Annotated in this window: 1 protein-coding gene; it reads right to left on the bottom strand. The window is 70.7% G+C overall.

All coding sequences use genetic code 11. From position 1 onward, the window contains the following. Positions 1-3: 3 nt before the first annotated feature. The gene (locus tag BKA18_RS36075) at positions 4-15,771 is read right to left on the bottom strand and encodes a type I polyketide synthase (protein ID WP_429638754.1); all 15,768 of its coding nucleotides are present in this window, start codon (positions 15,769-15,771) and stop codon (positions 4-6) included. Positions 15,772-15,774: the final 3 nt, after the last annotated feature.

Genomic DNA, 15,774 nt, shown 5'->3' with positions numbered 1-15,774 from the left:
CGTTCAGGAACGGCCGAGCTCCTGATTGATGAAATCGAAGATCTCGTCGTCCGAGGCCGCGTCCAGCTGCTGGGACACGGCGGACTTCGCATCGCCCTCGGCCACCCCGCCCAGCTCAGACAGGATGCTCCGAAGACGGGCCTCGACGAGCCCCCTGGCGGCGTTCTCTGGGGAAAATCCTGAAATCGCGCTGGCCAGACGGTCCAGGTCAGCGAGTACGGCGGCCTCCGGCTCGACGTCTGCGGTGCCGAACAGGGTGTCGTGCACATGCTCCGCGAGAAGCTGGGGCGTCGGGTAGTCGAAGACCAGGGTGGCGGGGAGCAGCATCCCGGTCTCGGCGTTCAGCCCGTTGCGCAGCTCGACCGCGGTGAGTGAGTCGAATCCCAGGTCCCGGAACGCCCGGACGGGCTCCACGGCCTTCATCTCGCGGAATCCGAGAACGGCAGCCGTGTGGCTGCGTACGAGGTCGAGTACGGCCTGCGAGCGCTCCACCGCGGAAAGGTCCGCGACCCTGCCGAGGAAGGACTCTCCCCCGTCCTCGACCTCCGCCCGGGACGTGCCACCCATCGCGTCAGCGACCTCCGGCAGGTCGGCCAGCAACGGACTCGGACGGGCACTGGTGAACGCCGGAGCAAACCGCTCCCACTCCACATCCGCCACCACCACCGAACCCTCACCCGCACCAACAACCGCCTCCAACGCGCAGACCGCGAGGACCGGATCGAGCGCCCTCAAGCCACGCCGCAGCAGATGCTCCTCCGCGCCCTCCACACCAGCCATCCCGCCACCGGCCCACGGACCCCACGCAACCGAACAACCCACCGCGCCCCGCGCACGACGCGCCTCGACCAGAGCCTCCACAAACGCGTTCCCCGCCGCATACGCGCCCTGACCGCCACTCCCCCACACACCAGCAATCGAGGAAAACACCACAAACGCGTCCAACTCCCGATCACGCAACGCCTCATCCAGCACCACGGCACCGGAAACCTTCGCCTCCATCACTTCAGCGAAATGACCCCCGTCCGCCTCACCCAGCGACACGGAATCCACCACACCCGCCGCGTGAACGACCGCGTCCACCACACACCCGGACAACAGCTCCTCGACCGCATCCCGATCAGCGACATCGCAAGCCGCCAACGTCACTCGTACGCCCAGCGCCGACAGCTCCGACTCCAACTCCGACGCACCGGGAGCCTCCAGGCCCCGGCGACTCGTCAGGACCACATGCTCGGCACCACGCCCGGCCACCCAACGCGCCACACGCGCACCCAACGCGCCCGTACCACCCGTGATCAGCACCGTCCCCCGCGGCTGCCAACCATCAGCCGTCTCACCGGCGGGAGCCGGAGCGTGCACCAGCCTGCGCCCGAACACCCCGGACGCCCGCACCGCCACCTGATCCTCAGAGCCATCCGCCAGCACACCCACCAAGCGGTCGAGCGCCCCACGGTCCACCGACTCCGGAAGATCCACCAGACCGCCCCAACGATCCGGCAACTCCAAAGCCGCAACCCGACCCAGACCCCACACCGCCGCACCCACCGGATCCGGACCGGCATCCGACCGACCGACCGCGACGGCCCCCTGCGTCACCACCCACACACGCCCGCCAACACCCGCATCCCCCAACGCCTGCACCACCACAGTCGTCCACCACACACCCGCTGGCACCCCACCAGCGGATTCCGCCTCGATGCCACCCGGCAGCACCATCACACCCGCGACGGCTTCACCCGCGATCTCCGCGAATCGTTCAGCCAGCGCACCCCGCTCCACATCCAGGCCGCACTCCACCCGCTCCACCTGCACACCACCCGCCGCCAGCCCCTCCACCACCGAAGAGGCCGCACGCGACTCCGCCACGCCCTCGGGCGTCACCACCAGCCAACGCCCGGACAACTCCTCGCCGGCTTCCGTACCGACCGGCTTCCACTGCACCCGATACCGCCAGCCGTCCACCGCCGACCGCTCACGCTGCTGCCGCCGCCACGACGACAACGCGCTCAGGGCCTCATCCCATGAGGCATCCCCGGCGATCGCCAGTTCCCCGGCCAGGGCCTCCGGATCTTCGCGCTCCACGGCCTCCCAGAACCACGCGGCCCCGTCGTCCGCCGGCTGAGCCGCGGCGTGCCCGGCCGCAGTCCCCGAGTTGCTCGGCCAGAAGCGCTCACGCTGGAACGCGTACGTGGGCAGATCGACCCGCCGGGCCCCGGCAAAGAGCGCCTGCCACCGCACCTCTGCACCGTGGACGAACATGCCACTGACCGCCGTCAAAAGGGCTTCCGACTCCAGCCGGTCCTTCCGCAAGGCGGGCAACAGCAGCAGGTCCGCGCTGTCCACGCAACCCTGCGCCATGGCGGTCAGGGTGCCGTCCGGCCCGATCTCCAGGAACCGGGTCACCCCCTGCTCCGCCACCCACCGCACACCGTCAGCAAAACGGACGGCCTCACGGACATGCCGCACCCAGTAATCAGGCGACGTCAATTCCTCCGCCGTAGCGAGCTCACCGGTCACATTCGAGACCACCGGGATACGCGGCTCCGCGTACGCCACACTCTCCGCAACGGCACGGAACTCGTCGAGCATCGGCTCCATCAACGGCGAATGGAAGGCATGACTCACCTGGAGCCGCTTCACCTTCCGACCCTCGGACTCGAAACGCGCGGCGATCTCCGCCACCGCGGATTCCTCACCAGAGATCACAACCGACTGCGGACCGTTCACCGCCGCAATACTCACCCGCTGCTCAAGCCCTTCCAGCAGCGGCAATACCTCATCCTCGGCGGCCTGGAGGGCGACCATCGCCCCACCCGCCAGCAACGCCTGCATCAACCGACCACGCGCCGCCACCAAACGACACGCATCCTCCAGCGACAACACACCCGCCACATGCGCAGCCACCAACTCACCAATGGAATGGCCCACCAGGAAATCCGGCCGCACACCAAAGGACTCCACCAACCGGAACAGCGCCACCTCCACCGCAAACAACGCCGGCTGAGTGAACCCCGTCCGATTCAATGCCTCGGCATCCTCACCGAACACCACACCCCGCAGCGACGACTCCAACTCGCCGTCAAAGCAGGCACACACCGCGTCGAACGTGTCCGCAAAAACCGGGAAGGTGTCGTACAGCTCCCAGCCCATGCCCAAACGCTGCGCCCCCTGCCCCGTGAACAGGAATGCGGACCGCCCCAGTCCCTTGGTACCGCGCACCACACCGGCGGCTTTTCGGCCCTCGGCGAGTGCGGTCAGCCCCTGTACGGCCGTTTCGTGCTCATCGACGAGCAGCACGGCGCGGTGGTCGAATACCTCCCTGGACGTGGCCAGGGAGAAGCCGACATCGGCGGCGTCGGGACGAAACTCGTCCAGGTGCGTCAGGAGCCGGCGTGCCTGTGCCGTCAAGCCGGCTTCGTCCCTAGCTGAGATGATCCAGGGCACTGCGGGCAGCTTGAGCGACTCTTCGCGCTCCGCCCTCTCGTCGGTTACCGGCGCCTCTTCGATGATGGTGTGGGCGTTGGTGCCGCTGATGCCGAACGAGGACACACCCGCCCGCCGCGGCCGACCCGTCTCGGGCCACTCCACCGACTCCGTCAGCAACCGCACCTCCCCCGCCGACCAATCCACATGCGAAGAGGGCTCATTGACGTGCAGCGTCTGCGGCAGCACACCGTGCTGGAGCGCCAGCACCATCTTGATGACACCCGCCACACCCGCAGCCGCCTGCGTATGCCCGATATTCGACTTCACCGAACCCAGCCACAACGGCCGATCCTCATCCCGACCCTGGCCATACGTCGCAAGCAACGCCTGCGCCTCGATCGGATCACCCAGCGACGTCCCCGTCCCGTGCGCCTCCACCACATCCACGTCGGAGGGCAAGAGTCCCGCACCAGCCAGCGCCTGCCGAATCACCCGCTGCTGCGAGGGGCCGTTGGGGGCGGTCAGACCGTTGGACGCACCGTCCTGATTCACAGCGCTGCCGCGTACGACAGCGAGCACCCGATGCCCATTCCGCCGCGCATCCGACAACCGCTCCACCACCAACACACCCACACCCTCAGAAAACCCCGCACCATCCGCAGCATCCGAAAACGCCTTACACCGACCATCAGCAGCCAACCCCCGCTGCCGACTGAAATCCACAAACAACCCCGGCGTCGACATCACCGTCACACCACCCGCCAACGCCAAATCACACTCACCCGCACGCAACGACTGCACCGCCAAATGCAACGCCACCAACGACGCCGAACACGCCGTATCCACCGTCACCGCAGGACCCTCAAGACCAAACGTGTACGACAACCGCCCCGACACCACACTCGCCGCATTACCCGTACCGATATAACCCCCCAAATCCTCCTCACCCGACGCCACCAACAACCCCGTGTAATCCTGACCATTCGTCCCCGCAAACACCCCCGTACGAGAACCCCGCAACGACCCAGGAACAATCCCCGCCCGCTCAAACGCCTCCCACGACGCCTCCAACAGAAGTCGCTGCTGCGGATCCATCGCCACCGCCTCACGCGGTGAAATCCCGAAAAACCCCGGATCGAACTCATCAACCCCCGGCAAAAACCCACCCTCACGAGTCGACACCTTCCCCGGCACACCCGGCTCCGGGTCATACAACCCCGCAACATCCCAACCACGATCCACCGGGAACGGCACCACACCATCCCCACCCGCAACCAACAACCCCCACAACTCCTCCGGCGACCCCACCCCACCCGGGAACCGACAACTCATCGCCACAATCGCCACCGGCTCATCCGGCGATATCGTCGCCGTCGGAGCAATGGCCCCCGCATCAGCGGTCTCGTCCCCGTCGGACAGCTCGCCTTCCAGGTGGCGAGCCACCACCAGCGGAGACGGGTAGTCGAAGACCAGAGTGGCGGGCAGCGGCAGCCCGGTGGCGGCCTGCAGATGGTTGCGCAACTCCACGGCGGTGAGGGAGTCGACACCAAGGCCCCGGAAGTCGCGGGTGGGCTCGATCGCCTCGGGGCCGGGGTGTCCGAGGACCAGTGCCGCCTGGGTGCGTACGAGTTCCAGCAGGGCGGTTCGCCGCTCGTCCTGGGACAAGGGGGCAAGCCGGGATCGCAGGGCATCGGCCGGAGTCAGCTCCACCGCCGAGGAGACAGCGGTACGACGCGCACTTCTCCCCAGCAGCCCGCGCATGAGCGGCGGAAGAACGCCCGCGGCATGCTGCTCTCGCAACATCGTGTGATTCAGCTGCACCGGGACCACCACGGGTACGGCGGTGTGTCGAGCGGCGTCGAACGCCTCCACACCGCGCTCCTCGGTGAAGGGCGTGATGCCGCCGCGAGCCATGCGCTGGAGGTCTGCTTCGCTCAGTTCGCCGGTCATGCCCGCGTTCGGAGCCCACGCGCCCCACGCCAACGATCTCGCCGGCAGCCCCGACCCGCTACGCCGGCACATCAGGGCGTCCACGAACGCGTTCGCCGCCGCATAGTTGGCCTGGCCCGCGCTGCCGAAGGTTCCCGCCACCGACGAGAACACCACGAACTCCGCCAGGTCCGCGCCACGCGTCAGCTCGTCCAGATGCACCAGCGCATCCACCTTCGGCGCCAGCACCGCGTCCATGCGCGCGGGCGTCAGGGAGGACAGCATGCCGTCGTCGAGTACGCCGGCGGTGTGGACGACGGCGGTGAGGGGGTGGTGCTTCGGTACGGACTCCAGCAACCCGCTCAACGCCGCACGGTCGGCGATATCGCAGGCAGCGACCTCCACCTCCGCACCCAGAGCCATCAGCTCCTCACGCAGCACATCCACACCAGGAGCCTGCGGCCCCCGCCGACTGGCCAACAACAGATGCCGAACCCCGTGCTCGGCCACCAGATGCCGGGCCACCAACGCACCCAGCCCACCGGTACCGCCCGTGACCAGGACCGTCCCCTCCACATCCAGCGGAACCGGCATCGTCAGCACGACCTTGCCCACATGCCGCGCCTGACTCAGATACCGGAAAGCCTCAGGCGCCCGCCGCACATCCCACGCCGTCACCGGCAACGGCTCCAACACACCCCCCTCGAACAACTCCCGGACCTGCGCAAACATCTCCCCGATCCGGTCCTCGCCCGCCTCCAACAGATCGAACGCCTGATACCGCACACCCGCATGCTCCGCCGCCACCCGCTCCGGCTCACGGATATCGGTCTTGCCCATCTCCAAGAAACGACCACCGCGCGGCAGCAGCCGCAGCGAAGCATCCACGAACTCCCGCGCCAGCGAATCCAGCACCACATCCACGCCCCGGCCGTCGGTGGCCTCCAGGAACGACCGCTCGAAGTCCAGATCACGCGACGAGGCAATATGCGCCTCATCCAGACCCAGCCCCCGCAACGTGCCCCACTTGCCGGGGCTCGCCGTCGCGAACACCTCCGCACCCAGATGCCGCGCCAACTGCACCGCAGCCATCCCCACACCACCCGCACCGGCATGCACCAACACCGACTCGCCCGCCTGCACCCCACCCAGCTCCACCAGCGCGTAATACGCCGTCAAAAACACCACCGGAACCGACGCCGCCTGCGCGAACGACCACCCCTCCGGAATCCGGATCACCATCCGCTCATCCGCCACCGCCACCGGACCGAAGGCATACGGGAACAACCCCATCACCCGGTCACCCGGCATCAGACCCACGACACCGGGACCCGTCTCGGTCACGACGCCGGCCCCCTCCAGGCCCAATGCGCCCGCATCGCCCGGGTACGTGCCGAGGACGTTGAGCACATCGCGGAAGTTCACCCCGGCGGACCGCACCGCGATGCGCACCTGTCCGGGCTCCAGCTCGTCCCTCGCCTCGGGGCGCCGCACCAGGCGCAGGCTCTCCAGCGTGCCTTCGTCGGCGTTTTCGAGGGACCATCCGTCCTGCGGCAGGCACGGCATCGACAGCTCGTCCCGCCGGATGTTCGTGCTCAGCCTCGGCAGATAGGCCGTGCCTTCCCGCAGGGCGAGTTCGGGCTCACCCGAGGCCAGGGCGGTCGGCAGCGCTGCCAGCGAGGCGTCCGTGCCGTCGACGTCCACGAGTACGAAGCGGTCGGGGTGCTCGACGCGTGCGGCTCGGACCAGGCCCCAGACCATGGCCTGTGCGGGGTCGGGCTGCTGTAGTTCCGCCGGGACGGCGTTCCGTGTCACCACCACGAGTCGGGTGGCGGAGCGGTGCTCGGCTTCCGTCCATTCCTGTATGCAGGCCAGCGCCCGGTTCGTGGCGGCCCGTGCGGCCGCGGGAGTTCCGTCGGGTTCGCCGGTGAGGGCGTCGAGGCGCAGCGCGGCGAACGGCGGCATGGCCTCGTCCGGTGCGGAGCCGAGGTCATGGAGACCCCCGAGATCCGCGAGATCGACGAGGTCGACGGGTTCCGCGGCGGTCTCGGGCACACGGGTCCAGTCGACCCGGTACAGGGCATCGGAGTGGGTGCTGCCCTGCCAGGCGCGGCTGAACGTCTCAGCCGTCATCGGCTGCCGGGTGAGGGAAGCGATCTCCGCCACCGGCTGTCCTACGGCATCCGCCAGCTGGAGCGACAGGGCGCCGTCCGCGCTCGTCGAGATACGTGCCCGCAGCACGGTGGCTCCCGAGGCGTACAGCTTCACGTCCTGCCAGGAGACCGGCAGTTGTCCGAGTACGGCAGTCTCGTCCGCTTCGAGCGCCAGGGCATGGAGGACGGTGTCGAGCAATGCGGGGTGCAGCCCGTAGGACGAGGCCTCCGATGATTCGGGGAGCTCGACCGTGGCGAAGAGGTCGGCGTCCCGCTGCCAGACGGCTTGCAGCCCGCGGAAGGCGGGGCCGTAGGCGATCCCGGCGTCGGCGAAGGCCTCGTAGAGACCGTCCGTCGGGACGGGCTGCGCTCCCTCCGGGGGCCAGACGGCGAAGTCGAAGGTCTCGCGGTGATCGGTCGAGCCGAGCAGGCCGGTGGCGTGCCGGACCCACGGTTCCTCCGCGACGCCGGTGCTCCCGATGCGGCAGGAGTGGAGGGTGAGTGCACGGGTGCCGTGCAGGTCCGGCTCCTCGATGCGCATTTGGAGCTGGACGGATTCGTGGGGCGGCAGCACCAGGGGGGCTTCGACGGTCAGTGACTCGACGTGGTGGCAACCGGCCTGGTCGGCGGCGCGGAGCGCGAGTTCCAGGAAGGCCGTACCGGGAACGAGGAGGGAGCCGTCGACGACATGGTCCGCCAGCCACGGGTGGTCCTGCGCGGAGAGCCGGCCGGTGAAGACGACGGAGTGCGAGTCGGCGAGCGTCATGGTGGCCCCGAGCAGGGGGTGCTCGGCCGCCTGCAATCCCGCCGAACCGAGGTTGGTGGCGTTGGTGTGGGCGAGCCCGAGCCAGTAACGCTGGTGCTGGAAGGCGTAGGTGGGCAGCTCGACCTGGCGCGCGCCGGTGCCGGCGAAGAGCGTGGCCCAGTCGACGGGGACGCCGCGGGCATAGGCGTGGCCGAGGGCGGTGAGGAGCCCGGTGGCCTCCGGACGGTCCTTGCGGAGGGCGGGCACGAGGAGAGGGTCCGCGCCCGCGTCACTGTCGAGGCAGCCCTGCGCCATGGCGGTCAGGGTGCCGTCCGGGCCGATCTCCAGGAATCGGGTGACCTCGTGCTCCGCCAGCCAGCGGATGCCGTCGGCGAAACGGACGGCTTCGCGGACGTGCCGCACCCAGTAGGCGGGGGACGTCAACTCATGTGACGTGGCGAGCTCGCCGGTCAGATTCGAGACCACCGGGATACGCGGCTCCGCGTACGCCACGCCCTCCGCGACGGCACGGAACTCGTCGAGCATCGGCTCCATCAACGGTGAATGGAAGGCGTGACTGACCTGGAGCCGCTTCACCTTCCGACCCTCGGACTCGAAACGCGCGGCGATCTCCGCCACCGCGGATTCCTCACCGGAGATCACAACCGACGTCGGTCCGTTCACCGCGGCTATGCTCACCCGCTGCTGCTGGCCCTTCAGCAGGGGCAATACCTCACCCTCGGCGGCCTGAAGGGCGACCATCGCGCCACCCGCCGGCAACGCCTGCATCAGCCGCCCGCGCGCCGCCACCAAACGACACGCATCCTCCAGCGACCACACCCCCGCCACATACGCAGCCACCAACTCACCAATGGAATGCCCCACCAGGAAATCCGGCCGCACACCGAAAGACTCCACCAACCGGAACAGCGCCACCTCCACCGCAAACAACGCCGGCTGAGTGAACCCCGTCCGATTCAGCCTCTCCGCATCCTCGCCGAACACCACACCCCGCAGCGACGACTCCAACTCGCCGTCGAAGTGCGCACACACCGCATCGAAAGCGTCCGCGAAGACCGGGAAGGCCTCGTACAACTCCCGTCCCATGCCGAGTCGTTGTGCCCCTTGCCCGGTGAACAGGAAGGCAAGGCTGCCTTCGGAGGTGGTCATGCCTTCGGCTACGTGGCCCTGGGGCTCGCCGCGGCCGAGGGCGTGCACGCTGTTGAGCAGCGTTTCCCGGTCCTCGCCGAGTACGACGGCTCGGTGCTCGAACGGCGATCGGGTGGTGGCGAGCGAGAGTCCCACATCCCGCGGGTCGAGTACGGGGTGGGCGGTCAGATGCGCGGCAAGGCGCGCTGCCTGCGCCCTGAGGGCCGCCTCGCTGCGTCCGGACAGTACCCAGGGCACGAGGGCCGGTGCGGGCGCCCGAGTGGGTGCGTCCTCAGGGTCGCCGCCCTGGAGTTCGTCCTGAAGCTCGTCCTGGGGCTCGTCCGCGGGAGGCTGTTCGAGGATGACATGGGCGTTGGTGCCGCTCACGCCGAAGGACGAGACGCCGGCCCGGCGGGGCCGGTCCGCCGCCGGCCACGGTATGTCCTCGGCCAGCAGCCGGACCTGCCCGGCCGACCAGTCCACGTGCGAGGACGGCTGCTCCGCGTACCGGGTCCGCGGCAGGACGCCGTGCCGGAGGGCCTCCACCATCTTGATGACACCGGCCACGCCCGCTGCCACCTGCGTGTGGCCGATGTTCGACTTCACCGAACCCAGCCACAACGGCCGGTCCGCGTCGCGGTCCTGGCCGTAGGTGGCCAGGAGTGCCTGAGCTTCGATCGGATCGCCCAGGGTGGTGCCGGTGCCATGGCCCTCGACCGCATCGACGTCCGATGCCGTCAGGCCCGCGCCGGCCAGTGCCTGCCGGATCACCCGCTGCTGGGAGGGGCCGTTCGGGGCCGTGAGGCCGTTCGACGCGCCGTCCTGGTTCACGGCGCTGCCGCGGACGACCGCGAGCACCCGGTGGCCATTGCGCCGGGCGTCCGAGAGGCGCTCCACCAGCACGACGCCGGCGCCCTCACCCCAGATGGTGCCGTCCGCGGCGTCGGCGAACGGCTTGCAGCGGGCGTCCGCGGCGAGACCCCGCTGCCTGCTGAACTCGATGAACGCACCCGGCGTGGACATCACGGTCACGCCGCCGGCGAGGGCGAGGTCGCAGTCGCCCGAGCGCAGGGACTGCACCGCGAGGTGCAAGGCGACCAGCGATGACGAGCATGCGGTGTCCACGGTCACCGCGGGTCCCTCCAGGCCCAGGGCGTACGCCACGCGGCCGGACACCACGGCGCCGGAGCTGCCGGTGAGCAGATGGCCCAGGAGGTCGTCGGGCATATCGACGGAACCCGAACCGTAGCCCTGGTAGCCGCAGCCCACGAAGAGTCCGCTGCGGCTGCCCCGCAGCGACAGCGGGGCGATGCCGGCCCGTTCGACGGCTTCCCAGGAGATCTCCAGCAGCATCCGCTGCTGGGGGTCCATGGCCAGGGCCTCGCGGGGCGAGATTCCGAAGAAGCCGGGGTCGAAGTCGCCGGCGCTGTGGACGAATCCGCCCTCGCGGACGTAACTGGTGCCCGGGCAGCCGGAGTCGGGGTCGTAGACGGCGTCGATGTTCCAGCCGCGGTCGTCGGGGAAGGGCGTGATGGCGTCGCCGTTGTCGGCGATCAGCTGCCAGAGGTCCTCCGGTGACCGTACGTCCCCGGGGTAGCGGCAGGCCATGCCGACGATGGCGATCGGTTCCCCGTCGTCCTGGACGGGGTGCGCGAGGGCTGCGGTGTGCTGCTCGCCGAGGTCTCCCAGGAGTTCGGCGCGCAGATGACGGGCCAGTGCCGTCGGCGTCGGATAGTCGAAGACCAGCGTCGGGGACAGGGGCAGCGCGACGGCCGTGGAGAGGGTGTTGCGCAGTTCGACGGCGGTGAGGGAATCGGTGCCGAGTTCCTGGAAGGTGCGGGTGGTCTCGACGGCGTCGGGGCCCGGGTATCCCAGGACGGTGGCGGTGGTCCGGCGTACCAGGCGGAGCAGGTGTTGTTCCTGTTCGGCTGGGGTGCGCAGGGTGGCGAGGAGGCTGCGGACGTCGTCGGCCGGGGTGTCCTGGCCGGGGTTCTGGGCGGCGGCTTCGGGCAGTTTGCGGAAGAGCGCGTTGCGGCCGGCGGGGAACAGGTCCCAGTCGATGTCGGCGATGACGAGGTGTGTCTCGCCGTGGTCGAGTGCCTGGTGCAGTGCGACCAGTGCGGTCTCCGGCTCCATGGGCGGCAGGCCCGCGCGGCTGAGCTTGGCGCGCAGGGTGGGGTCTGCTGCCATGCCGTCGTGTGCCCAGGGGCCCCAGGCGATGCTGGTCGCGGGCAGGCCGTGGGCCCGTCGGTGCTGGGCGAGGGCGTCCAGGCCGGCGTTGGCCGCCGCATAGTTGGCCTGGCCGGCCGCGCCGAGGGTGCCCGCGATGGAGGAGAAGAGGACGAACGCGGTCAGGTCGTGGGCGCGGGTCAGTTCGTGGAGGTTGGCGGCGGCCTCGGTCTTGGGGCGCAGCACGGTGGCGAACCGCTCGGCGTCCATGGTGGCGAGGGTGCCGTCGTCGAGGACGCCTGCGGTGTGGAAGACGCTGGTCAGGGGCTGGTCTTCGGGGAGGGAGGCGAGGAGCTGCGCCAGTGCGTCGCGGTCTGCGGGGTCGCAGGCGGCGAGGGTGGTACGGGTGCCGTGGGCGGTGAGTTCGGCGACCAGGTCCTGGGCGCCCGGGGCGTCGGGGCCGCGCCGGCTGATGAGCAGCAGGTGTGCGGCGCCTTCGCGGGCCAGTTGGCGGGCGAGTGCGGAGCCGATGGTGCCGGTGCCGCCGGTGATCAGCGTGGTGCCGGCCGGCGCCCAGGCGGACGCGCCGCGGGGCTGATCGGGGCGGGGGGCTCGGACCAGTCTGCGGGCGAAGAGGCCGGAGGCACGCAGGGCGAACTCGTTGCCGTGCGCGGGATCGTGGGCGGGTGTGTGGAGCACCGCGCACAGTCGGTCCAGGGCGCGTTCGTCGAGCTGTTCGGGCAGGTCGACGAGGCCGGTCCAGTGGTCGGGGTGTTCGATGGCGGCGCTGCGGCCGAGGCCCCAGAGGGTGGCCTGCCCGGGGGCGCTGAGCGGGTCGGAGCGGCCGATGCTGACGGCGCCCCGGGTTGCGGTCCACAGCCGGACGGGGGCGTCGGTGCGGAGCAGTGCCTGGACGAGCGCACCGGTCTGGACGAGGGCGGCGGGGGTGTCGGGGTGGTGGGGGTCGCGGGCGGTGCCGAGGCCGAGGAGGGAGAGGACGTGGAGCTCGTCCGGGTCACCGTCCCGGTCGCGGCTCTCCTCGATCCGTTGCGCGATGTGGTCGGCGTCGGCGTCCGGCGGCAGGCTCAGGGTGGTGGCGGTCGCGCCGTGTCCGGCCAGTGCGGTCGTGAGGGCGGCGGCGACGGGCCGGTGGTGTGCTGCGTCCGTGTCGGGGACGACGAGCAGCCAGTGGGCCGGTGCGGTCGTGGCGGGATGGGCGTCGACCGGCTCCCAGTGCTCCGTGTACCGCCAGGTCCGGGCGGTGGAGTGCTGCTGCTGGTCGCGGTGGAAGGCCGCGAGGGCGGGGACGACCGGTTCGAGGAGGGAGCGGTCGAGGCTGAGGCTGTCGGCGAGTTCGGGCACGTTCTGCTGCTCGACGGCGGTCCAGAACGCGGAGTCCGCCGGGCGGCTGCCGGGCATGTCGTCGGCGGGTGCGGCGTGCAGCCAGTAGCGGGTGCGCTGGAAGGCGTACGTGGGGAGGTCGACGCGGCGCGCGCCGGGCAGCAGGGCGGCCCAGTCCAGGGGGACGCCGGAGATGTGCAGCCTGCTGAGCGCGGTGAGCAGGCCGAGGGCTTCGGGTGTGTCCTTGCGCAGGAGGGGGGTCAGCATCCTGTCGCCGTCGGGCAGGCAGGCCGCGGCCAGCGCGGTGAGGGTGCCGTCGGGGCCGAGTTCGACGAGCCGGGTGACGTTGCGGTCGGCGAGGGCGCGGACGCCGTCGTCGAAGCGTACGGCCTGACGGGCGTGGCGCACCCAGTAGTCGGGGCTGCACAGTTCGTCGGCGGCGGCGAGGCGGCCGGTGACATTGGAGATGACGGGGATCTGCGGCTGCTGGTAGGCGAGGCCGCGGGCGGTGGCGCGCAGTTCCTCCAGCATCGGGTCCATGAGCGGCGAGTGGAAGGCGTGGCTGACCCGCAGCCGGGAGACCTTGCGTCCCAGGTCCCGGAAGTGGCCGGCGAGGGTGTCCACGGTGGCTTCGTCGCCGGCGATGACGGTGGCGTCGGGGCCGTTGACCGCGGCGATGCTCACGCGGTCCGCGGCGTCCGCCAGCAGCGGCAACACCTCGGCTTCGGTCGCCTGGAGGGAGGCCATGGCGCCGCCGGGCGGCAGCGCCTGCATCAGCCGTCCGCGGGCCGCGACCAGGCGGCAGGCGTCCGGGAGGGACAGCACGCCGGCGATGTGCGCGGCGGCGAGTTCGCCGATGGAGTGGCCCATGACGACGTCGGGCTTGATGCCCCAGAAGGTGAGCAGCCGGAAGAGGGCCACTTCGAAGGCGAAGAGCGCGGGCTGGGTGAAGCCGGTCCGGTCCAGCGCCGCCGCGTCCTGACCGAAGACGACGTCCGCGAGCGGCTGTGACAGCTCCGGGTCGAGGTGTGCGCAGGCGGCGTCGAAGGCGTCGGCGAAGACGGGGAAGGTCTCGTAGAGCTCGCGGCCCATGCCGAGGCGCTGGGCGCCCTGGCCGGTGAACAGGAAGGCGGTCTTGCCGCGGAGCGGGGAGCCGCTGACGGCGGCCGCGGCGTGCGGGCCCTCCTCGGCGAGTGCGGTCAGCTTGCCGCGCAGGTCGGCCGGGTCGGTGCCGAGCAGCACCGCACGGTGTTCGAAGGCCGACCGGGAGGTGGCGAGCGAGTAGGCCAGATCGTACGGGTCCGCGTCGGGGTGGCGCTCCAGGTGTGCGCGCAGACGGCCGGCTTGTGCCCGCAGGGCGTCCGCGCTGCGGGCGGAGAGCACCCACGGGAGGTGCGGAAGTCGGGCGGAGGTGGAGGGCGGGGTGGCTTCGACGGCCTGTTCCCCGTCCGCTGCGGGCTGTTCCCCGACCTCCGGCGTCTGGGTCCGGTCCTCCGGGGCCTGTTCCAGGATGGTGTGGGCGTTGGTGCCGCTGATGCTGAAGGAGGAGACCGCGGCGCGGCGCGGCCGGTCACCGTCCGGCCAGGCCACGGGCTCGGTCAGCAGCCGGACACTGCCCGCCGACCAGTCCACGTGGGTGGAGGGCCGGGTGGTGTGCAGGCTCTGCGGCAGGATGCCGTGCCGCAGGGCGAGGACCATCTTGATCACGCCGGCCACGCCAGCGGCCGCCTGGGTGTGCCCGATGTTGGACTTCACCGAGCCCAGCCACAACGGCCGGTCGGCCGGGCGGTCCTGGCCGTAGGTGGCGAGCAGCGCCTGCGCCTCGATCGGGTCGCCCAGCGTCGTGCCGGTGCCATGGGCCTCGACGGCGTCCACGTCGGCGGCGGTCAGCCCGGCGCCGGTGAGCGCGGAGCGGATCACCCGTTGCTGGGCGGGGCCGTTGGGGGCGGTGAGGCCGTTGGAGGCGCCGTCCTGGTTGAGGGCGCTGCCGCGGAGCAGGGCGAGCACGGGGTGGCCGTTGCGGCGGGCGTCGGAGAGCCGTTCGACGAGGAGCATGCCGGCGCCTTCGCCCCAGCCGGTGCCGTCGGCGTCGTCGGAGAAGGGCTTGCACCGGCCGTCGCGGGCGAGCCCGCCCTGCCGGTCGAACTCGACGAAGGCAGCGGGGGTCGACATGATCGCCACACCGCCCGCGAGGGCGAGGTCGCATTCGCCCGCCCGCAGGGACTGTGCGGCGAGGTGCAGGGTGACCAGCGAGGAGGAGCAGGCCGTGTCGATGGTGACGGCGGGGCCTTCGAGGCCGAGGGCGTAGGCGACCCGGCCCGAGACGACGCTGCCCGTGGTGCCGGTGAGGATGTGCCCTTCGACGCCCTCGGGGACGCTGCCGCGCAGCCCGGAGCCGTACTCCTGATTGCTGCAGCCCGCGAAGACGGCGGTCCGGCTGCCGCGCAGCGTCATCGGGTCGATGCCTGCCCGCTCCAGTGCCTCCCAGGACACTTCCAGGAGCAGCCGCTGCTGGGGGTCGGTGGCCAGCGCCTCGCGCGGGCTCATCCCGAAGAACTGCGGATCGAACTCGTCGGCGGTGTGCACGAAGCCGCCGCGGGTGGTCGTCACATCGAGGGCGCCCAGGTCCCAGCCCCGGTCGGCGGGGAACTCGGACAGCGCGTCGACGCCCTCCGCGAGCAGCTGCCAGTACTCCTCGGGGGTCTGCACTCCACCGGGGAAGCGGCAGCTCATGGCGACGATGGCGAGGGGTTCACCGGCGGCGTCGACCAGCTGCTGGTGCTGTTTGCGCAGCCGGTCGTTCTCCCGCAGCGAGGCCCGGAGGGCTTCGACGATCTGATCCGCGGACGTGGCCATTGG

The organism is Streptomyces auratus, from assembly GCF_050433025.1.
Taxonomy (GTDB): domain Bacteria; phylum Actinomycetota; class Actinomycetes; order Streptomycetales; family Streptomycetaceae; genus Streptomyces; species Streptomyces sioyaensis.
This window is presented reverse-complemented; position numbering and strand designations above follow the sequence as displayed.